This window comes from Pseudomonas sp. B7(2017), from assembly GCF_002112745.1.
Classification (GTDB): domain Bacteria; phylum Pseudomonadota; class Gammaproteobacteria; order Pseudomonadales; family Pseudomonadaceae; genus Aquipseudomonas; species Aquipseudomonas ekonensis.
Window position 1 is genome coordinate 89396 of the sequence record NZ_NEIP01000006.1, and the last position, 22276, is coordinate 111671.

16 protein-coding genes are annotated in these 22276 nt (G+C 64.6%); 11 read left to right on the forward strand and 5 right to left on the reverse strand.

Going from position 1 to position 22276, the window contains the following annotated elements; genetic code table 11:
* Positions 1–160: 160 nt before the first annotated feature.
* Positions 161–2599: a Lon protease family protein gene (locus CAG29_RS13800; protein ID WP_085638874.1), complete on the reverse strand. Its 2439-nt coding sequence runs from the start codon at positions 2597–2599 to the stop codon at positions 161–163.
* A 284-nt stretch (positions 2600–2883) separates the two neighbouring features.
* Between CAG29_RS13800 and CAG29_RS13805 the strand changes: the two genes are divergently transcribed.
* The 4 genes from CAG29_RS13805 (at position 2884) to CAG29_RS13820 (ending at position 6546) form a co-directional block, all read left to right on the forward strand.
* Complete coding sequence (locus tag CAG29_RS13805; RefSeq protein ID WP_085584148.1) at positions 2884–3372, forward strand: DUF3015 domain-containing protein; 489 nt, start codon at positions 2884–2886, stop codon at positions 3370–3372.
* Between the two features lie 175 nt (positions 3373–3547).
* Positions 3548–5401, forward strand: coding sequence for a DUF4105 domain-containing protein (locus CAG29_RS13810; RefSeq protein ID WP_085656238.1), 1854 nt, complete (start codon positions 3548–3550; stop codon positions 5399–5401).
* Between the two features lie 212 nt (positions 5402–5613).
* The gene (locus tag CAG29_RS13815; RefSeq protein WP_085584144.1) at positions 5614–5970 is read left to right on the forward strand and encodes a hypothetical protein; all 357 of its coding nucleotides are present in this window, start codon (positions 5614–5616) and stop codon (positions 5968–5970) included.
* A gap of 81 nt (positions 5971–6051) precedes the next feature.
* Positions 6052–6546 carry a GreA/GreB family elongation factor gene (locus CAG29_RS13820; protein WP_085584142.1) on the forward strand — a complete coding sequence of 165 codons (495 nt, stop codon included), beginning with the start codon at positions 6052–6054 and terminating at the stop codon, positions 6544–6546.
* Between the two features lie 377 nt (positions 6547–6923).
* Here the strand turns inward: CAG29_RS13820 and ettA are convergent, their stop codons facing one another.
* Positions 6924–8588 (reverse strand): energy-dependent translational throttle protein EttA, encoded by a 1665-nt coding sequence (gene ettA / locus CAG29_RS13825; protein WP_085584140.1) that lies wholly within the window; start codon positions 8586–8588, stop codon positions 6924–6926.
* Between the two features lie 286 nt (positions 8589–8874).
* Between ettA and CAG29_RS13830 the strand changes: the two genes are divergently transcribed.
* The 7 genes from CAG29_RS13830 (at position 8875) to CAG29_RS13860 (ending at position 18786) form a co-directional block, all read left to right on the forward strand.
* A complete protein-coding gene (locus CAG29_RS13830; RefSeq protein ID WP_085638880.1) occupies positions 8875–12723 on the forward strand; it encodes a bifunctional diguanylate cyclase/phosphodiesterase in 3849 nt (1282 codons plus the stop codon).
* 239 nt (positions 12724–12962) lie between these two features.
* The gene (glyA, locus tag CAG29_RS13835) at positions 12963–14216 is read left to right on the forward strand and encodes a serine hydroxymethyltransferase (protein ID WP_009050960.1); all 1254 of its coding nucleotides are present in this window, start codon (positions 12963–12965) and stop codon (positions 14214–14216) included.
* A gap of 289 nt (positions 14217–14505) precedes the next feature.
* Positions 14506–15078: a hypothetical protein gene (locus tag CAG29_RS28215; protein WP_139831490.1), complete on the forward strand. Its 573-nt coding sequence runs from the start codon at positions 14506–14508 to the stop codon at positions 15076–15078.
* Between the two features lie 76 nt (positions 15079–15154).
* Complete coding sequence (locus CAG29_RS13845) at positions 15155–15709, forward strand: hypothetical protein (RefSeq protein WP_139831491.1); 555 nt, start codon at positions 15155–15157, stop codon at positions 15707–15709.
* A gap of 274 nt (positions 15710–15983) precedes the next feature.
* Positions 15984–17297: a C4-dicarboxylate transporter DctA gene (locus tag CAG29_RS13850; protein ID WP_085584132.1), complete on the forward strand. Its 1314-nt coding sequence runs from the start codon at positions 15984–15986 to the stop codon at positions 17295–17297.
* 49 nt (positions 17298–17346) lie between these two features.
* Positions 17347–18051: a FadR/GntR family transcriptional regulator gene (locus tag CAG29_RS13855; RefSeq protein WP_085632301.1), complete on the forward strand. Its 705-nt coding sequence runs from the start codon at positions 17347–17349 to the stop codon at positions 18049–18051.
* 24 nt (positions 18052–18075) lie between these two features.
* Positions 18076–18786 (forward strand): GntR family transcriptional regulator, encoded by a 711-nt coding sequence (locus tag CAG29_RS13860; RefSeq protein ID WP_085694652.1) that lies wholly within the window; start codon positions 18076–18078, stop codon positions 18784–18786.
* A gap of 82 nt (positions 18787–18868) precedes the next feature.
* Here CAG29_RS13860 and yjiA read toward each other — a convergent pair whose 3' ends face one another.
* From yjiA to CAG29_RS13875, 3 genes are all read right to left on the reverse strand, one after another.
* Positions 18869–19837, reverse strand: a complete 969-nt coding sequence (gene yjiA, locus CAG29_RS13865; protein WP_085694653.1) for a GTPase — start codon at positions 19835–19837, stop codon at positions 18869–18871.
* A gap of 156 nt (positions 19838–19993) precedes the next feature.
* The gene (locus CAG29_RS13870; RefSeq protein ID WP_085584123.1) at positions 19994–20191 is read right to left on the reverse strand and encodes a YbdD/YjiX family protein; all 198 of its coding nucleotides are present in this window, start codon (positions 20189–20191) and stop codon (positions 19994–19996) included.
* Between the two features lie 15 nt (positions 20192–20206).
* Entirely contained in the window at positions 20207–22273 is a 2067-nt protein-coding gene (locus CAG29_RS13875) for a carbon starvation CstA family protein (protein ID WP_085694654.1), read from the reverse strand.
* Positions 22274–22276: the final 3 nt, after the last annotated feature.

Consider the following 22276-nt stretch of genomic DNA (forward strand, 5'->3'; position numbering starts at 1 on the left):
ATTTTGGCGCCAGAGTGATGGCACTTTCCCGCACGTTCCCGCCCAAATGCGACGGTGGGAGCCCGCCTGCCGGCGATGGCGGAACGTCAGACAGACAGATGTCGAATGACATGCCGCAATCGCCCGCAGGCGGGCTCCCACCGGTTTACCGCATCGGCCTTCAGGCCGGCTTGGCTTCGGCCAATGCCTCTTGGGCCGCTTCCTTCTCGGCCTCCTTCAGGTCCTCTTCGCTGATCATCTCGGCGATCACCCGCAGACGCTCCACGACGCGAGCGTTGACGCTGCCTTCCGGGAACTGGCCGTCGGCGTCCGGCTCACCGGCCGGCTCGCCCACCAGCAGGCTCAGCGCCTCGTCGGCCTGGCTCACCGCATAAACGTGGAACTGCCCGGCGCGCACCGCCGCCAGCACCTTCTCATCGAGCATCAGCGTGGCGACGTTGGCCTTGGGAATGATCGCGCCCTGCTCGCCGGTCAGCCCGCGGGCTTCGCAGAGGCGGAAGAAGCCTTCGATCTTCTCGTTGACCCCGCCGACCGCCTGCACCTCGCCGAACTGGTTGATGGAGCCGGTGATGGCGAAGCACTGCTTGAGCGGGGTCTTGGACAGCGCCGAGATCAGCGTGCACGCCTCGCCCAGCGACGCGCTGTCGCCGTCGACGTAGCCGTAGGACTGCTCCAGCGCGATGCTCGCGGAGATCGCCAGCGGGAATTCCTGCGCATAGCGGCTGCCCAGGTAGCCGGTGAGGATCATCACGCCCTTGGAGTGGATCGGCTGGCCGAGGTTGACCTCGCGCTCGATGTCGACGATGCCGCTGCCGCCCGGGTACACCGTGGCGGAGATCCGCGCCGGCACGCCGAACGCCGAGTCGCCGACCTCCAGCACCGTCAGCCCGTTGCACTTGCCCACCGCCGCGCCGTCGGTGTCGATCAGGATGATCCCGGCGAGCATGTCGTCGAGGATCCGCGCCGACACGCGCCCGGTGCGGGTGGCCTTGGCCTTCAGCGCCCGTTCGATGTGGCCGGCGTCGGTCATTTCGTCGCCGGCCAGGTGACGGATGAAGTCCGCTTCGCTGACCAGCTGGAACAGGTCGCCGATCCGCGCCGACAACCGCCCCTGGTGTTCGGCCAGGCGAGCGCTGTAGGTGGCCAGGCGCGCCACCGCGTCAGCGGTCAACGGCGCCATGCCCTCCTCCGAGGTGCGGGTCTTGAGCAGTTGGGCGAACTGCTCCAGGCTTTCGTCGACCATCGGGATGTCTTCGTCGAAGTCCACCAGGACGCGGAACATCTCCTGGAAGTCCGGATCGTGGTCCTGCAGCGCGTAGTACAGCTGCCGGGCGCCGATGATGATCACCTTGACCTGCAGCGGGATGTGCTGCGGGGTCAGGGTCACGGTGGCGAAGCGGCCCATTTCGCCGAGCGGCGACTCCATCTTCAGCTTGCGCGACTGCAGGGCGCGCTTGAGCGCATCCCACACGAACGGCTCGCCGAGCATCTTTTCCGCCTCAAGGATCAGGAAACCGCCGTTGGCCCGGTGCAGCGCACCCGGGCGCAGCTGCCGGTACGTGGTGTAGAGCGCACCCTGATCGGTGGTGTACTCGATGCGGCCGAACAGGTTTTCGTAGGTCGGGTGCGGCTCGAACACCACCGGCGCGCCGCCGCTGACCGGGTGGCCGACCACCAGGCTGGGGGCGTATTGCTCCTCCAGCAGCTTGCGGGCGACGGCGTCGGTCTTGCTGTCGTCCACCAGTTGCTCGACCACGGTCTTGAGCAGGTACACCTGCATCGCTTGCAGGTAGCCGCAGACGCCGGCGTTCTCGGCGTACTTTTCCGACAGCGGCGCCAGCAACGGCTGCAGGGCCAGGGTGATGGTCTCTTCGTTGAGCTGGCGCAGCTGGTTGCTCGACTCGCGCTTCCACTGCGGCAAGCTCGCCAACTCCTCGTTGAGGCGCTCCTCCAGTGCGGAGATGTCCTCGTGGAAGCGCTCGCGGTCGGCTTCCGGCAACTGGGCGAACTCCGCCTCGTCCAGCGCCTTGCCCTCGAACATCGGGGTGAAGGCGATGTTGCTGCTGTCGCGGTACAGGGCGACGTCCTTTTCCAGGGCCAGGCGCTCGATCACATCCAGCGCACGGTCGTAGCGCTGGTTGAAGGCGCGGTCGATGCCGCTCTTCTTCTGCTGGTAGGACGGATGCTCGAAGACGGCCGGAAAGGTCGCCAGCAGGTTGTCGATCAGGCCGTTGATGTCATTGATGAAGGCGCCGGCGGTGCCCGACGGCAGCTCCAGGGCGCGGGGCTCGCGCGGTTCGTCGAAATGGTTGACGTAGACCCAGTCCGCCGGGGTCTGCAGGCGCTTTCCTTCGGCCTTCAGGTAGCGTTTGACGAACGAGAAGCGGCCGGTGCCGGGCTCGCCCATGACAAAGACGTTATAACCGGGGCGCGGCATGGCCACGCCGAACTGCAGGGCTTCGACCGCGCGTTCCTGGCCGAGCACACCGCGAAAGGGCTCCAGATCGTTGGTGGTGGTGAAGCTGAACTGTTCAGCGGAAAACGGACGGGTCAGCGCTTCGGGCGCCAGACGCAAACTGGCGGCAACAGGATCAGGCATCGGGCTTCCTTAACAATCAGGCGGGGCAGATAAGAGGCATTCTGGCGCTGCCCGTACCCACTGGCAAGGCGCCTTGCGGCGATGCGCCGGCCTGCGCCCTCACGAAAAGCCGGCCCGTGCGCAAATCTGAAGGAAAATGTGACGGAACCCGGCGAACGTGCCTAAACTCCAAGCTGCGCGGCTGGAACGAATACCGGCCCACTGGCGCCGTTCGGGTCTGTACGCACAGAGCTTGGGGGGGCCAGAACCCTGTCCATTGGTACGCACATAAAGAGAACAAAGCTATGAAACGGATTCTTCTCGGTACTCTCTTCACCGCTGTATCCATCAATGCCATGGCCCAGGCGCCGGGCGGCCCTGATTGCGGCTGGGGCAACATGCTGTTCGAAGGCCAGCGCGGCACGCCGGCCCACTTCCTCGCCTCCACCACCAACGGCACCTCCGGCAACGCGACGTTCGGCATGACCTCCGGCACCAACGGCTGCTCCACCAACGCGGCGCTGACCTACGGCGGCAAGTCCTGGTTCGCCATGAACGGCATGATGAACGAGCTGTCCGAAGACATGGCCAAGGGCCAGGGCGAAGCGCTGACCACCTACGCCGTGGTGCTGGGCGTGGCGCCGGAAGACCGCGCGCACTTCGCCGCCGTGACCCACGAACACTTCCAGCAGATCTTCAGCAAGGCTGACGTGACCGCCGAGGACGTGCACACCAACACCCTGGCCGTCCTCAAGGCCGACCCTCGCCTGGCCAAGTACGCGACCCAGGCCTAAGCCAGGCCCCGCCCGCTTCCTTCGGGGAGCGGGTTTTGTTCTTTCGCAGCGGCCCTCTGTCGGGAAATGCCGGCCAGTCATCAGCAATGACGGTGGAATCGAGCCTGCTCGCTCCCGCATGGGTTGACCGGCCGTTACCCGTCGAACCCTTTTTGACGATTTCAAGTTGCCACCTATGCTCAAACGCCTTGCCTGGCTGGCGCTGTGTGCCTGCGCCCCGCTGTCCGCCGCGCCCCACCTCGATCCCCAACGTTTGCAGCAACTGGCCAACGACCGCTTCTGGATTTCCCTGGGCCACTACGAGACCGCCAAGCTCGGCGGCTGGCGCAGCTATGTCAGCGATAGCCGGTTCTTCCTCGCCGCCGACGGCAACGAACACCCCGACCGTGAACTGGCCGCCACCGTGCAGGCGCTGTACGCACCGGCCAGCCTCGGCGAGCGGCACGCCCAATGCGTGTACCCGGCCCGTACCCGCTGGCTGAAGGCGCAACTGAACCTCAAGGACCTGCCGGCCCCGGACTGCGCCGAATTCCGGCAATGGTTCAAGGACGTCTCGCCCCACAGCGCGGTGATGATCTTCCCGGCGGCCTACCTCAACAGCCCGTCGTCGATGTTCGGCCACACGCTGCTGCGCATCGACCAGGCCGACGTGCAAAGCGACAAGACGTCGCTGCTCAGCTACGCGATCAACTTCGGCGCCTACATCGAAGGCTCGGACAACAGCATCCTCTACGCCTGGAAAGGCCTGATGGGCGGCTATCCGGGGCTGTTCGCCCTGGTGCCCTACCAGGAAAAGCTCTCCGAGTACCGCAGCCTGGAAAACCGTGACCTGTGGGAATACCGGCTGAACCTGACGCCGCAGGAAACCGCGCGCATGGTCGAGCACGTGTGGGAGCTCAAGCAGATCAAGTTCGACTACTTCTTCTTCGACGAGAACTGCTCCTACCGCCTGCTCGAACTGCTGCAGGTGGCCCGCCCGGGCCTGCGCCTGACCGAACAGTTCCCGCTCACGGCCATCCCCACCGACACCGTCAAAGCGGTGAAGGACGCGGGCCTGGTCGAGCACATCGAATACCGTCCGTCCCGTGAGCGCGAACTGCTCAGCCGCGCCGAGCCGTTGAGCGACGAGGAACAGGACTGGGTGCTGAAGGTCAGCGCCGACCAGCAACAGTTGCAGGCGCCCGCCTTCAAGGCCCTGCCCCGCGACCGTCAGGCGCTGGTCATCGATGCCGCGTACCGCCTGGAGCGCTACCGCGCCAACGGCCAGGAGCGCGATCCGCAACGGGCCCAGCGCAGCTTCGAACTGCTGCGGGCGATCAACAAGAACCCGGCGCCGGAGCTGGAGATCCCCCGCCCCGGCCTGCCCGAGGACGGACACGAATCGCGCACCTGGCAGGCCGGCCTGGGCACCCGCGGCGACCGGGCGTTCGGCGAGTACGGTCTGCGCATGGCCTACCACGACCTCAACGACAACGGCGAAAGCTTCCCGCTGGGCGCGCAGATCGAAATCCTGCAGATGAAGCTGCGCCAATACGAGGGCAACGATTGGCAGTTCCAGCGGCTGGACCTGGCCACCATCCGTTCCCTGACCCCGCGCAACGCGCTGCTGCAGCCGTTGTCGTGGCAGGTCACCGGGGGGCTTGAGCGGGTGCCGGGCAAGCACGACGACGAAACCCTGGTCAGCCACGTCAACGGCGGAGGCGGCGGCACCTGGCAATTGGGCGAGGACATGCTCGGCTTCGCCCTCGGCACGGTGCGGATTGAACACAACAACGACTTCGCCGGGTTCATCGCCCCCGCCGCCGGCTTCAACAGCGGCGTGCTGTGGAAAAACCCGCTGGGCAACCTCAGCCTGGAGGCCAAGGGCGATTACTTCACCAACGGCGAAGTGCGCCGCAGCCTGAGCCTCAACCAGCAGTGGGAACTGTCGCGCAACCTCGGCCTGCGGCTGAGCGCCGAACGCGAATTCAGCCATCTGGCCACCCCGCAGACCGAAGTGATGCTTGAGGTGAAGTGGTATCACTACTGATCCCCCCATATCCCCTGTAGGAGCGAGCCTGCTCGCGATTCGGTTCTTCAGCCGACGAATGCGTGGGCTGGCACACCGCTATCGCGAGCAGGCTCGCTCCTACAGGGGATTTGCGCACGCTCAACAAATTGCTCACATGCCTTTCACGCACACCGGACGAATCCGCTTCTAGACTTTCCCGTATCAGCCGTGAAACGGCCCGGGAGAACGAGATGTGGCGGTGTGCGGGATTGCTGGGCGTGTTGTTGCTGGTCGGCGGTTGCCAGAGCACCCATGAAGAGTTGATCGCCAGAGGTTATCCACCGGCCTTCGCCGACGGTTTCGATGACGGCTGCGTCAGCGGCCGACAGGCGGCCGGCTCGATCAGCGGAGAGTTCCGCAAGGACGTGCCGCGCTACCTCAAGGACGCGCAGTACGCCGAAGGCTGGAGCGACGGTTTCCGCCAGTGCCAGGCCATGCTGGAAAACAAGGATCGCGACGACTACCGCAACGAGCACTGGGACGAGCGCGAACGCGCCTGGCAGCAGCAGAAGGATCGGGACGCGGCGCGGGCGTATCGCTCGCCTTAGGTCGTTTCCAGACAACCGCGTCCGAACGATGCCTGCGACCATGGGTCGACTCCCTAAGAAGGCCCGTCAAAGGAGGCGACCATGAGCCGCGCTTTCGTCAATGAGGACAACGCCGCCGCGCAGGCCGACCAACCGGTCGAGCGGCAGGTCAGCACGCAACCCAACTACGTCACGCCCCAGGGCTTTGCGCTGCTGCAGGCCAAAGTGGCGGAACTGCAGGCCCTGCTGGCCGAGCAATCGGAAAAGGGCGATCAGGCCGACAAGCAGCGCCTGGCCGATCTCGACCGGGACTTGCGCTATTTCATGCAGCGCGTCGGCAGCGCCCAGGTGGTGCCCGCCGCCACCTCGACCGACAAGGTGCAGATCGGCAGCTGGGTGACCTACGCCGACGAGCACAACACCGAACGCCGGGTACAACTGGTGGGCGAAGACCAGGCCGACGTCGCCCGCGGCCTGATCAACTGGAGCTCGCCCCTGGGCCGGGCGCTGCTGGGCGCCCGGCTCAACGACGAAGTGCTGTGGCAGCGCCCGGCCGGCGATCGGGTGATCGAGGTGATCCGCATCGAACCGGCCTAGGCGGCAATCTTCACTGACGCCATCGCCAGCAGGCTGGCTCCCACAGTCGAGGGCGTCGGATCAGTCCCCGGTGATGTCGGATGCACCGGCCCAATCGCTGGCAAGCCAGCTCCCACAGGGTTCGCGCTGGCCGCAGATCATCGGCAGGTTGGCTTCCACAGGTTTCGCGCTGGCCGCAGATCATCGGCAGGCTGGCTTCCACAGGTTTGCGCTGGCCGCAGATCATCGGCAGGCTGGCTTCCACAATGTGGGTGGCGGACACGGAACCTGTGGGAGCCAGCCTGCTGGCGATGGCCTTGATGCGGTTCCACTGAAAGTACGCAGGCCAAAAAAAACGGAGCCCTAAGGCTCCGTTCTCTTTCATGCCACCAGCCGGATCAGGCCAGCTTCTTGTGGCGAACACGGTGCGGCTGGGCCGCGGCGTCGCCGAGGCGTTTCTTGCGGTCGGCCTCGTACTCGGTGTAGTTGCCTTCGAAGAACACCGCTTGCGAGTCGTCTTCGTACGCCAGGATGTGGGTCGCGACGCGGTCAAGGAACCACCGGTCGTGGGAGATCACAATGGCGGCGCCCGGGAAGTCCAGCAGGGCCTCTTCCAGGGAACGCAGGGTTTCGACGTCGAGGTCGTTGGACGGTTCGTCGAGCAGCAGGACGTTGCCGCCCTCCTTCAGGGTCAGCGCCAGGTGCAGACGGCCGCGCTCACCGCCGGACAGATCCTTGACGAACTTCTGCTGGTCGCCGCCCTTGAAGTTGAAGCGGCCGACGTAGGTGCGCGACGGAATCTCGTAGCTGCCGATGCGGATCTGGTCGGAACCGTCGGAGATCTGCTGGAACACGGTCTTGCTGCCGTCCAGGTCTTCGCGGCTCTGGTCCACGCAGGCCAGCTGCACGGTCTCGCCGATCTCGATGCTGCCGGAGTCCGGGGTTTCCTTGCCCATCAGCATGCGGAACAGGGTCGACTTACCGGCGCCGTTGCCGCCGATCACGCCGACGATGGCGCCTTTGGGCATGGAGAACGACAGGTTGTCGATCAGCACGCGGTCGCCGTAGCCCTTGGTGACGTTCTTGAATTCGATGACCTTGTCGCCCAGGCGCGGACCGGCCGGGATGTAGATCTCGTTGGTCTCGCTGCGCTTCTGGAATTCCTGCGACTGCATTTCCTCGAAGCGCGCCAGACGTGCCTTGGACTTGGACTGGCGTGCCTTGGCGCCTTTGCGCACCCACTCCAGCTCTTCCTTCATGGCCTTTTCGTGGGCCGACTGCTGCTTGGATTCCTGGGCCAGACGATCGGACTTGGCTTCCAGCCAACCCGAGTAGTTGCCCTCGTAAGGAATGCCCGCGCCGCGGTCGAGTTCCAGGATCCAGCCGGCGACGTTGTCCAGGAAGTAACGGTCGTGGGTGATCGCCACCACGGTGCCCGGGAAGTCGTGCAGGAAGTGTTCGAGCCAGGCGACGGAGTCGGCGTCCAGGTGGTTGGTCGGTTCGTCGAGCAGCAGCATGTCCGGGGCGGACAGCAGCAGGCGGCACAGGGCCACGCGGCGTTTCTCACCGCCGGACAGGTGTTCGACCTTCGCGTCCCATGCCGGCAGGCGCAGCGCGTCGGCGGCGACTTCCAGCTGACGCTCCAGGTTGTGGCCGTCGCTGGCCTGCAGGATCGCTTCGAGCTTGGCCTGTTCGGCGGCCAGCTTGTCGAAGTCGGCGTCCGGCTCGGCGTAGGCGGCGTAGACCTCGTCCAGGCGGGCCTGGGCGTCCTTGATCACGCTGACCGCTTCCTCGACCACTTCGCGCACGGTCTTGGCCGGATCCAGTTGCGGTTCCTGCGGCAGGTAGCCGATGTTCAGCTCCGGCATCGGGCGGGCTTCGCCCTCGAACTCGGTGTCGACGCCGGCCATGATTTTCAGCAGCGTGGATTTGCCCGAGCCGTTGAGGCCGAGCACGCCGATCTTGGCGCCAGGGAAGAAGGACAGCGAAATGTTTTTCAGGATTTCCCGCTTCGGCGGAACAACTTTGCCCAGCCGATGCATGGTGAAGACGTATTGAGCCATGGAGAACCTAGGGTCAGTGACGGATGAATGAGTGGAGCGCAGGCGATGCCTGGCCAGACCGGTGCGCGTCGTTCAGTTGAGAGTGCCCAATGCGTGCGCGCGGAAAAAGTCTGAGTCTAGGAGCTGGAACGCTCCCGCGTAACCGGCAAAGCTACCTGAATGACGGAAGGCAGTCCAGCCGAGCGGGGCTGGCACTTCGCCACAACTCAAGGCATGCTAGCCGCCCTTCGGGCGTCCGGCTTATAGTGCACGTCGCGCCAGTCCAGCCAAACCGCAGGATTCCAGCTTGTCCAATGTCACTCCGCCAGCCTCTGTGAGCAGCACCCAACCGGCGCCCGGCTCGCCCCTGCGCGGAACATTGAAAGGCGCGCTGGCGACCCTGGTGCTTCTGCTGCTGGCGCTGCTGTTCTGGCAACTGCTCGACCAACTGCGCGAAACCCAGAAGAACCAGCGCCAGTACACCATCGACTACACCGCCGATCTCGCCTCCCAGGTCAGCCTGAACATGGCGCTGAACGCGCAGATCGCCCTCAACCTGCTACCGATCGTCGAACAGCCGCAATCGGCCGACGAACAGCAGGCGCTGTTGCGCAAGCTGCAGCAGTCGCTGCCCGACCTGCGCAGCCTGGCGCTGCTCAGCCCGTCCGGCAAGGTGCTCAGCGACAGCGACGCCGCCAGCGAAGACGCCGACTACCTCGGCGAACTGGTGCGCCGCAGCCGCGCCCAGGCCCACTATTTCAGCAACGCCGACGACGGTTCGGTGGTGCACCTGCTGCTGCACCAGGCCAGCGGCAGTACCCGCGGCTATTGGGCGCTGCGCCTGACCCCGACCTTCTTCGCCTCGCTGACCAAACAGGGCGACACCGGCATCCGCCCGCTGTGGCTGGTGGAAAACCGCATCAACCATCAGATCATCAGCCGCGACGAAGTCCTGCCTTCCGCCCGCACCAGCACCCTGACCCCGGACGACCTGGCCAACAGCGTGCTGACCGTGCCGCTGAGCAGCAGCGACTGGCAACTGCGCGGCCTGTTCGACCGTCAGCGCGTGCTCGAGCAACTGTTGCCGGCCTTCATCGGCAAATGCCTGCTGGGCCTGGCGTTCTCGCTGCTGCCGTTCATCGCGCTGCTCAACATGCGCCGCCGCCAGCGCCAACTGCATGAAGGCCGGCGCCGCTACCAGGACATCTTCGAAGGCACCGGCGTGGCCCTGTGCGTGCTGGACCTGTCCGGGCTCAAACAGGTGTTCGACAAGGCCCGCCTGCAGACCAGCGACCAGCTCAAGGCCTGGCTCGACCACCCGCAGCAGCGCCAGCAGCTGTTGCAGGAACTGCGCATCACCGAGGTCAACCAGGTGGCGCTGCAACTGCTCAACGTCAATTCCTGCGAGCACGCCTGGCAGCTGCTGATCGACGGCCGTCCGCACACCCACTGCGCCATCGGCAACCAGGTGCTCGACGCCGTGCTCCAGCAACAGAAGCAGCTGGAGCTCGAAATCAAGCTGCCGGACATCAACGGCCGCGACCAGCACCTGTGGCTGGTGCTGCGCCTGCCGCAGGAACAGCACGACTACAAAGCGGTGATCCTGAGCATCAACGACATCACCAGCCGCAAGCTGATCGAACTGTCGCTGCTGGAGCGCGAGGGCTTCTGGTCGGACGTGGTGCGCACCGTGCCGGACCACCTGTACGTGCAGGACGTGATCAGCCAGCGGATGATCTTCAGCAACCATCACCTGGGCCAGACCCTCGGCTACAACCGCACCGAACTGCATCAGATGGGCGAGTACTTCTGGGAAATCCTGCTGCACCCCGAAGACGCCGACTACTACCACCGCTCGCGCCAACTGCAGCGCCACGCCGGCTACAGCCAACTGCTGCAGTGCCAGTTGCGCTTTCGCCACCGCGACGGCAAATGGCGGCGCTTCGACATCCGCGAACAGGCGCTGGCCCGGGACAAGCACGATCAGGTCACACGGATCATCGGCGTGGCCAAGGACATCACCGAGCAGATCGAGGCCAGCGAATCCCTGCGCGACAGCGAGCAGCGCTACCGGATGCTCGCCGAAAGCATCAGCGACGTGATCTTCTCCACCGACAGCAAGATGTCGCTCAACTACGTCAGCCCTTCGGTGCAGGCGGTGCTGGGCTATGACGCCGAGTGGATCTTCCAGAACGGCTGGCAGTCGACCATCGCCAACCCGCAGCAGCTGACCGGCATCTATCACCTGATGGACCGCGTCAGCAAGGCCTTGGACAAGCCCGAACAACTGGCGCTGCTGCGCAGCCAAGTGCAGACCCAGATGTTCCTGTTCGACTGCCTGCGGGCCGACGGCCGCAAGATCCCGATCGAGCTGCGCCTGGTGCTGGTGTGGGACGAGCACGGCGCCTTCGAGGGTGTGCTCGGCGTGGGCCGCGACATCAGCCAGCAGCGCCGTGCCGAAAAAGACCTGCGCATGGCCGCCACCGTATTCGAGCACTCGACGTCGGCGATCCTGATCACCGACCCCGCCGGCTACATCGTCCAGGCCAACGAGGCGTTCAGCCGGGTCAGCGGCTACGCGGTGGCCGAAGTCCTCGACCAGTTGCCGAACATGCTCACCGTCGACGAGCAGCAGGACGCGCACCTGCGCTATGTGCTCAAGCAACTGCACCAGCACAGCACCTGGGAAGGCGAAGTCTGGCTCAAGCGGCGCAACGGCGAGCATTACCCGGCCTGGGTCGGCATCACCGCCGTGCTCGACGACGAAGGCGACCTGGCCAGCTACGTGTGCTTCTTCAGCGACATCAGCGAGCGCAAGGCCAGCGAGCAACGCATCCACCGCCTCGCCTACTACGACGCCCTGACCCACCTGCCCAACCGCACGCTGTTCCAGGACCGCCTGCACACCGCGCTGCAGTCCGCCGACCGGCAGAAGTCGTGGGTGGTGCTGATGTTCCTCGACCTCGACCGCTTCAAGCCGATCAACGACTCCCTCGGCCACGCCGCCGGCGACCGCATGCTCAAGGACATGGCCACGCGCCTGCTGGCCTGCGTCGACGATGACGACACCGTGGCGCGGATGGGCGGCGACGAATTCACCCTGTTGCTGCAGCACCGCTCCAGCCGCGAGATGGCGCTCAACCGGGCGATCCACGTGGCCGAGCAGATCCTCGCCAGCCTGGTGAAACCGTTCGTGCTCGAAGGCCGCGAGTTCTTCGTCACCGCCAGCATCGGCATCGCCTTGAGCCCCCAGGACGGCAACGAGCTCAGCCAACTGATGAAGAACGCCGACACCGCGATGTACCACGCCAAGGAACGCGGCAAGAACAACTTCCAGTTCTACCAGGCCGACATGAACGCCAGTGCGCTGGAGCGCCTGGAGCTGGAAAGCGACCTGCGCCACGCGTTGGAGCAGAACGAATTCGTGCTGTATTACCAGCCGCAGTTCAGCGGCGACGGCAAGCGCCTGACCGGCGCCGAAGCCCTGCTGCGCTGGCGTCATCCGCGTCGCGGGCTGGTGCCGCCGGGGGACTTCATCCCGGTGCTGGAAGAGCTCGGCCTGGTGGTGGACGTCGGCGACTGGGTGATCGCCGAAGCCTGCCGCCAACTCAAGACCTGGCACCAGAGCCGCGTACGCGTGCCGAAGGTGTCGGTGAACATCTCCGCCCGGCAGTTCTCCGACGGCCAGCTCGGCACACGGATAGCCACCACCCTGCGCGAAACCGGCCTGCCGCCGGCCTGCCTGGAACTGGAGCTGACCGAAAGCATCCTGATGCGCGAAGTCAGCGAGGCGATGCAGATCCTCGACGGCCTGAAGAACCTCGGGCTGAGCATCGCGGTGGACGACTTCGGCACCGGTTACTCATCGCTGAACTACCTCAAGCAGTTCCCGATCGACGTGCTGAAGATCGACCGCACCTTCGTCGACGGCCTGCCGTCCGGCGAGCAGGACGCGCAGATCGCCCGGGCGATCATCGCCATGGCCCACAGCCTCAACCTGGCGGTGATCGCCGAGGGCGTGGAGACCCACGAGCAACTGGACTTCCTGCGCGAGCACGGCTGCGACGAGGTGCAGGGCTACCTGTTCGGCCGGCCGATGCCGGCGGGGCGGTTCGAGGCGCAGTTCAGCAACGATGCGCTGTTCATGTTCGACTGAGGATCTGCGGCGCTGCCATCGCTGGCAAGCCAGCTCCCACAAAGTTTGATGTCAATCATGAAGTTCGTGGTTATCAGCGGTTACTGTGCGAACTGGCTGGCCAGCGAAAAGGCCGGCACGGACGCCACGCATTCGGCCATGAACGCCACTTGTCTGCGACATGATGTCGTTTCATATGCCATCCAAAACCCGTTGGGTTAGAATGCCCCCCTTTTCTGCCCCGATCCTTGAGGACCGCCATGTTCAGCCGTGATTTGACTATTGCCAAGTACGACGCCGACCTTTTTGCCGCCATGGAGCAAGAAGCTCAGCGCCAGGAAGAACACATCGAGCTGATCGCTTCGGAAAACTACACCAGCCCTGCGGTGATGGAAGCTCAAGGCTCGGTGCTGACCAACAAGTACGCCGAAGGCTACCCGGGCAAGCGCTACTACGGCGGCTGCGAATACGTCGACGTGGTTGAGCAACTGGCCATTGACCGCGCCAAGGAACTGTTCGGCGCCGACTACGCCAACGTCCAGCCGCACGCAGGCTCCCAAGCCAACGCCGCGGTCTACCTGGCCCTGCTGTCGGCCGGCGACACCATCCTGGGCATGAGCCTGGCCCACGGCGGTCACCTGACCCACGGTGCCAGCGTGTCCTCCTCCGGCAAGCTGTACAACGCCATCCAGTACGGCATCGACGCCAACGGCCTGATCGACTACGACGAAGTCGAGCGCCTGGCGGTCGAGCACAAGCCGAAAATGATCGTGGCCGGTTTCTCCGCCTACTCGCAGGTGCTGGACTTCCCGCGCTTCCGCGAAATCGCTGACAAGGTCGGCGCCTACCTGTTCGTCGACATGGCCCACGTGGCCGGTCTGGTCGCCGCCGGCGTCTACCCGAACCCGGTGCCGTTCGCCGACGTCGTGACCACCACCACCCACAAGACCCTGCGCGGTCCGCGTGGCGGCCTGATCCTGGCGCGCGCCAACGCCGACATCGAGAAGAAGCTGAACTCCGCCGTGTTCCCAGGCGCCCAGGGCGGCCCGCTGGAGCACGTGATCGCGGCCAAGGCGATCTGCTTCAAGGAAGCTCTGCAGCCTGAGTTCAAGGCCTACCAGCAACAAGTGGTGAAGAACGCCCAGGCCATGGCCGGCGTGTTCATCGAGCGCGGTTTCGACGTGGTGTCCGGCGGTACCCAGAACCACCTGTTCCTGCTGTCGCTGATCAAGCAGGAAATCTCCGGCAAAGACGCCGACGCCGCACTGGGCAAAGCGTTCATCACCGTGAACAAGAACTCCGTGCCTAACGACCCGCGCTCGCCGTTCGTCACCTCCGGCCTGCGTTTCGGCACCCCGGCCGTGACCACCCGCGGCTTCAAGGAAGCCGAGTGCAAGGAACTGGCCGGCTGGATCTGCGACATCCTGGCCGACCTGAACAACGAAGCGGTGATCGACGCCGTTCGCGAGAAGGTCAAGGCCATCTGCAAGAAGCTGCCGGTGTACGGCGCCTAACGGCAGCCTGAACCCCAGCACGGAAAACCGGCCAAGCGATTGGCCGGTTTTTTTTCGCCCGCAAAAACCCGTTTCCCTGACTCGCGCCCCTTTCCCCAAGCAACTTTCCCTCATGCCATTCAAGACTTGAAACAACAACACCCCATCACTATCGACCACACCAAAGAACTAACTGTTATCGTTCACCAAATTCGCCAGCGCCAATAAATCCATCCACACGACAACACCAAAACATACAACTAAGAAACAATCCAAATGCCACTCACCACTGGAATTCAAGGAAGAACCCATGAGAACAAACAGGCAAGACTCTTTCATCGCAACATTAGCAATGGACACTCAGCACGTTAACTTTCTTGGCCTGTTGCACGAAACTCCTGCCACACGCCTGGACACACAGTTTTCCGGTGGCTTTTTCACTGGCGCACCGAAACAGAAAAACGACAGCCACCTGCTGGGCCATCGCTCCCGACAGGACATCCCCAATCCCGCGCCAATGACGATCTACTTCCGCTGCACGGACGACTATTACCACCTCTATGTAAGGTCCCACCCCGTCTATGCAGGATACTGCCTGAGCAAAGACCCTTCCGGCTTCCTCGGGGCGTTTCTCCCGGCCGGTCGCGACACCACCTCCTTCAATCTGCTGAACCTGGACAACCGCGTCATCACGCTGCCGGACCTGACCCGCGACACCCACCTCATCCGGCTCCAGGCACGCAGCGCCCGGCATGTCGGCAGCCTCCGCCGAAGAGGCGCGCCCTACCGCTACCTGGGCGAAACCGACAAGGAAGGCATCGTGTTCAAGCTGCGGATCATCGAGCGCAACGCATCGTTCCTGAGTGACCCGGACGAAGTCTGACCCACGCCTGCCCGACGCACTTCAACTTCCCGCGACACTGCACTTTTCAACGAACATTCAGAACGCTGAGCATCCTATGAGCACCGACCAGGAAAAATCCTTCATTGCAACTTTCAGCACCCCTCTTGGAAACCCTCACTTTCCAAGACTGACCTACGGCAAGAAAGTCTCGACAATGCGCCCCGACTACGTGCCCTTCACTCTTTCTTCCCACATTGATGTTTCCGATTATTTGTTCCTGAACCCAAACGTCGCACCCGACGCACTGACGTTTTATTTCAGATGCCTCGACGACTATTACACGATCTATATTCTGACTCCCGGAGACTATTACTACAGGACTGTCAGCAAAGAGCAGGAAGACTTCCTGAACGCCTATGCCACCGAAGACGGCGACCAGACCACTTTCAACTTGCTGAACGCCCGCGGCAAGATCGTCACGCTGGATCGACTCGGCAGCGACACACCCACCGTCCGGATACAGACGCGGGCCGGCAAACTGCTCCGGGCCGGATTGAGCCGGAACCGATATGACCCCAAGGTCGGCACGTTCATCCGAACCGACCCCAACCAGAGTTCGACCGCACTGGACTTCAAGCTGAACATCCTGCAGCGCAACGCGCCCTACTGATCCGGCATCGCAAGGATCGCACCGCCTACCCGACGCCAAGGTGCGGACATGACCGTCCGCGCTTTGGCCTCTTCACAAGCAAGGCAAGATAACCGGCAGCACCGAACCACTGGTCAGACCGGTCAAGCCAATTTGTCATTTTTCACTTGCACCCCTCCCGAAACAGCGCCTATTCTGCCCCCGCACTGGACATACCGGTAAGACCACAATAATTAAGTCCTCAATCCGAAGCGCCACGCGCCCGGCAGCCAGGACACCGACCAGGATTCCTCCCATGCTCAGATGGTGCTCGCGTTCGATCTTCCTCCAAGTGGTTCTCGGCCTGATGCTCGGCATCGTCTGCGGACTGACCCTCCCCGAATACTCGGCCCAGCTCAAACCGCTGGGCGACGGTTTCATCAAACTGATCAAGATGCTCATCGGCCTGATCGTGTTCTGCGTGGTGGTCAGCGGCATCAGCGGCGCCGGCGACCTGAAGAAGGTCGGGCGCATCGGCCTCAAATCGGTGATCTACTTCGAAGTGCTGACCACCCTCGCCCTGGTGATCGGCCTGGTCTTCGCCTTCACCACCGGGATCGGCAGCGGCGCCAACATCCACCTGGAACAGCTGGCCGCCGCCGACATGGGCGACATCGCCGAACGCGGCCAGCACATGCACACCACCACCCAGTTCCTGATGGATCTGATTCCGGCATCGGCCCTCGGCGCCTTCGCCGACAACAACATCCTGCAGGTGCTGCTGTTCTCCGTCCTGTTCGGCAGCGCGCTGAACCTGGTGGGCGAGGCGGCCTCCGGCATCTCGCGGCTGATCAACGAACTGAGCCATGTGATCTTCCGGATCATGGGCATGATCGTGCGCCTGGCGCCCATCGGCGTGTTCGGCGCCATCGCCTTCACCACCAGCAAGTACGGCCTGGATTCGCTGCAGCACCTGGGCAGCCTGATCGGCCTGTTCTACCTGACCTGCGCCGCCTTCGTGTCCCTGGTCCTGGGCCTGGTGATGCGTCTTTCGGGCCTGCGCCTGTGGCCGTTGCTCAAGTACCTGCGCGAGGAACTGCTGATCGTGCTCGGCACCGCGTCCTCCGACGCCGTGCTGCCGCAAGTGATGCGCAAGCTCGAACACCTGGGCATCGGCAGCTCCACCGTCGGGCTGGTGATCCCCACCGGCTACTCGTTCAACCTCGACGGCTTTTCGATCTACCTGACCCTGGCCATCGTCTTCATCGCCAATGCCACCGGCACGCCGCTGGCCATGACCGATCTGCTGACGATCCTGCTGGTGTCGCTGATCACCTCCAAGGGCGCCCACGGCATTCCGGGCTCCGCGCTGGTGATCCTGGCCGCGACGCTGACCGCGATCCCGGCGATTCCGGTGGTGGGCCTGGTGCTGGTGCTGGCGGTGGACTGGTTCATGGGCATCGGCCGGGCGTTGACCAACCTGACCGGCAACTGCGTCGCCACCGTGGCCATCGCCCGCTGGGAAAGGGACATCGATGTGCAACGGGCCAACAAGGTGCTCAGCGGCGAGCAAGGCTATACCTTTCAGCCAAGAAAACCGGCCGCCCGGGCGGCGGCCAAAGAATTCTGAATGACCGCCGTGCCTGCCGGAGCGCAGGCACGGCCCATGGAGCGAACACGTGATTACTACTTCAACCGTCGTCAACTCAGTGGTGGAAAAACTCCGCGCCGCACTGGCCCGAGGCCAGTGGCGTTCCGGCGACATGCTGCCGGGCCAGCGCGAGCTGGCCGAACAACTGGGCATCAGCCGCCCGAGCCTGCGCGAGGCGGTGACCGTGCTGGAAACCCTGGGCCTGGTGCGCTCGATGCCCGGCAAAGGCGTGGTGGTGCTCGAGGCGCAGGCCGAGGACACGCAGAGCCCCGACAGCGCCGTCGCCCGCGCCAGCCTCGAGGACGTCCTGCAACTGCGCTACACCTTGGAGCCGTTCATCGTCGGCCTGGTGGCGCAGTCGGTCGGCAGCAAGGAAGTCGGGCAACTGCGCCTGACCCTGATGGACATGCGCGAAGCCCTCGACGCCGGCGACAGCGAAGCCGGGGCCAACGCCTACATCGCCTTCCACGAAGAACTGTTCGCCCTGACCGCCAACCCGATCTTCCAGAGCGTGGTGCAGCAGACCGGCAACGCCCTCAAGCAGAGCGCCGAGGTGCTGCGCAATTCGCCGCAGCACCTGGCCGAACGCCTGGAAGAGAACGAAGCCGTGGTGCGCGCCATCCGCAACCGGAACAGCGCCCAGGCCAGCGCCGAAATGCGTCGGCACATCCTGCGCGAAGGACGCCGGATGGGGATCGAGCTGAACATTCCGGATGACCACCTCGGCAACTGAATCGCCTCACACGGGAGACCTGTCATGAACAGCCTTGCCACGTCGCCTCACACCCGCCGGATGTCGGCGGCCCTGCCCTTCCCCGGCCTGCGGGCGCCGGCGGAGGATCTTTATCGGCAATTGTTCGAGGCGATCCTGGAGCAGCGGATCGGGCCTGCGGACCGCTTCACGGAAGACAGCCTCAAGGCGATGTTCGGCGTCAGCCGCGCGCAGGTGCGCCGGGTGCTGACGCGGTTGTCCCATGAGCACGTCATTGTGTTGCGCACCCATCATCGGCCACGGGTCGCCGAGCCCGATGCCGAGCAGACCCGGCAAGCACTGCACGCTCGGCGCCTGGCCGAAGCCACGCTGGTGCGCATGGCTTGCCGCAATGCATCGCCTGACGGGCTCAAGCGCCTGCGGGCATGCGTGGAGCGCGAGCGCCTGGCCCTGGCGCAAGCCGAAAACGGTGCGGCGATCCGGCTGTCCGGGGAGTTTCATCTGCAACTGGCGCAGTTGGCGGGGAATGCGCCGTTGGCGCACTTTCTCGGCAGCCTGGTGCCGTTGACGTCGCTGGCCATTGCGCGCAATGCCGGGCAGGCCCCCGAGGGCGACTCCTGGCAGGCGCATTCGGCGATCGTCGAGGCGGTGGCAGATGGGGACGCGGACAAGGCAGCGGTGCTGATGAGCCGTTACCTGGAGCGCCTGGAGGACAGACTGCTCCACCCGACCCGCGAACACAGAGCCGCAGGCTAGATCGACTTCGCGGGCAAGCCTGCTCCCACAGTGGCCGGCGCCGCCCAAAACCTGTGGAAGCCCTCCTGCCGGCGCCGCGCCCTCAGCCTGCCATTTCGGCAAACCCTGCCCGGATCTTCTCTTCAGGCAGGTCATCGGCGATGAACACGATCACACTCTCTCGCGCCTCGCCGTCGGCCCATTCGGTGTCCCAGTCGAAACCGTACAGCTTGAGCACGCCCTGGAAGACCAGCCGCCGATCCTCTCCGGCAATGCTCAGCACGCCCTTGTAGCGCAGCAGTTGCCGTCCATGCTCCTCCAGCAGCTCGTTCATGAACCCGCTGAGGCGGTCGATGTCCAGCGGCCGGTCGGTGCGCAGCACCAGGCTGGAGATGCGGTCGATGGACGGCGCCTGGCGCACCGGCCTCAGGCTCACCCCGCCGCCCAGGTCGGCATTGAGGTTGAAGCCCCGCACGTCGAGCAGTTCGGCCAGGTCGATCCGGCCGTGCTCGACCACACGGATGGGCGCCCGCCGGTTGATGCGCGCCAGCCGCTCGCTCAGGGCGGTGAAGGCGGCTTCGTCCACCAGGTCCGTCTTGCTCACCAGCAAGCGGTCGGCGAACCCGACCTGCGCCTGGGCGATGGTCTGGGACAGGTGCAGGTCGGCGTGCGCGGCGTCCACCAGGGTGATGATGCCGTCGAGCAGGTAGCGCTCGCGCAGTTCTTCGTCGATGAAGAAGGTCTGCGCCACCGGTGCCGGGTCGGCCAGGCCGGTGCATTCGATCACCAGCCGGTCGAAGGCGATTTCGCCGCTGTCCAGCCGTTCGAGCAGCAGGTACAGGGCCTTGGTCAAATCAGTGTGGATGGTGCAGCAGACGCAGCCGTTGGCCAGGGTCATGACCTGCACGGGCTCATCGCCGAGCAGTTGGGTGTCGATGCCGGCGTCGCTGAATTCGTTTTCGATCACGGCGATCTTCAGGCCGTGCTCGGCCTTGAGCAGGTGGCGCAGCAAGGTGGTCTTGCCGGCGCCGAGGAAACCGCTGAGCACCGTGACGGGAATGGGAGAGGACAAGCGTTTTCTCCTGATCTGAAAGAATCACAAAACAAATGTGGGAGCCAGCCTGCCGGCGATGAGGGCGGGTCAGTCGGCATCGTTGCCGAATGACGCTCCGCTATCGCCGGCGGGCTGGCTCCCACAGGTTTACCGCGTCGGCCGCAGGCTGTCAGCTCAACAGCACTTCGGCCCGCCCTTGCCGCCGTAACGGGCCTCCTGACGTTCCCGGAAGAACGTCTCGTAGTCCATCACCGGCTTGTCCGGGTGCTTGGTCTGCATATGCTCGACGTAAGTGTCGTAGTCGGGCATGCCGACCATCAGGCGTGCGGCCTGACCGAGGTATTTACCGAGGCGACTCAGGTCATTGAACATGGTGCAATCCTCAGGTTACGCGTCCGGCAGGGCGTGGAACGGCGATTCTTTGTCCGTGCGTTCTTTTTTGCCCCAGGCGGCGATGCCGACCTTGAGCGCATAGAACAGGATGCTGAACACCACGAACAGGAACAGCGCCGTCAGCGTCGCGTTGGTGTAGGCGTTGAAGATCACATGCTGCATCTGCTCCACGCTCTTGGCCGGCGCGAGCACCTGGCCTGCGGCCAGCGCATCGCTGTACTTCTTGGCCAGCGACAGGAAGCCGATCGCCGGGTTGGCGTCGAACAGCTTGATGAAGCCTGCGGTGGTGGTGCAGATCAGCAGCCAGGCGGCCGGCAGCAGCGTGACCCAGATGTAGCGCTGACGCTTCATCTTGATCAGCACGACGGTGCCGAGCATCAGGGCGATGCCCGCCAGCATCTGGTTGGAGATGCCGAACAGCGGCCACAGGGTATTGATGCCGCCCAGCGGATCGATCACGCCCTGGTACAGCAGCCAGCCCCACATCGCCACGCAGCCGGCGGTGGCGATCAGGTTGGCGGTCCAGGACTCGGTGCGCTGCAACGCCGGCACGAAGGAGCCGAGCAGGTCCTGCAGCATGAAGCGCCCGGCGCGGGTGCCGGCGTCCACGGCGGTCAGGATGAACAGCGCCTCGAACAGGATCGCGAAGTGGTACCAGAACGCCATGGTGTTCTCGCCCGGCAGGACACTGTGCAGGATCTGCGCGATACCCACCGCCAGGGTCGGCGCACCGCCGGCGCGGGCCAGGATGGTGGTTTCGCCGATGTCGTGGGCCACGGCCTGCAGCGCATCCGGGGTGATGGCGAAGCCCCAGTTGCTGACCGCCGTCGCCACCGCCACCACATCACCGCCGACCACGGCGGCCGGGCTGTTCATGGCGAAGTACACGCCCGGCTCGATCACCGAAGCGGCGACCATTGCCATGATGGCCACGAAGGACTCCATCAACATGCCGCCGTAACCGATGTAGCGGGCGTTGGTTTCGTTGTCCAGCAGCTTCGGCGTGGTGCCGGAGGAGATCAGCGCGTGGAACCCGGATACCGCACCGCAGGCGATGGTGATGAACAGGAACGGGAACAGGCCGCCCTTCCACACAGGGCCGGTGCCGTCGACGAACTGGGTCAGCGCCGGCATTTTCAGCTCGGGCATGGTGACCAGGATGCCGATCGCCAGGGCGATGATGGTGCCGATCTTGAGGAAGGTGGACAGGTAGTCGCGCGGGGCGAGGATCAGCCACACCGGCAGCACCGCCGCGACGAAGCCGTAGCCGATCAGCATCCAGGTGATCTGCACGCCGGTGAAGGTGAAGGCCTTGGCCCACACCGGATCGGCGGCGACCTGCCCGCCCAGCCAGATCGAGCCCAGCAGCAGCAACACGCCGATCACCGAGATCTCGCCGATGCGGCCCGGACGGATGTAGCGCATGTAGACGCCCATGAACATCGCGATCGGGATGGTCGCCATCACGGTGAAAATGCCCCACGGGCTTTCGGCCAGGGCCTTGACCACGATCAGCGCCAGCACCGCGAGGATGATGATCATGATCAGGAAGCAGCCGAACAGGGCGATGGTGCCGGGGATGCGGCCCATTTCCTCGCGCACCATGTCGCCCAGGGAACGGCCGTTGCGGCGGGTGGACATGAACAGGACCATGAAGTCCTGCACCGCGCCCGCCAGCACCACGCCGGCGATCAGCCACAGGGTGCCGGGCAGGTAGCCCATCTGCGCCGCAAGCACCGGGCCGACCAGGGGGCCTGCGCCGGCGATGGCCGCGAAGTGGTGTCCGAAGAGAATGTGTTTGTTGGTCGGCACGTAGTCCAGACCGTCGTTGTTGATCACGGCGGGGGTGGCCCGGCGCGGATCGAGCTGCATCACATTGTTTGCGATGAACAGGCTGTAGTAGCGGTACGCGACCAGATAGATGGCCACAGCGGCGACCACGATCCACAAGGCGTTGATCGCCTCGCCTCGACGCAAGGCCACGACGCCCAGGGCGCACGCCCCTACGATTGCCAGCACCAGCCAGGGTAAGTGGCGTAGCGGGCTATTATTATTTTTCATTTT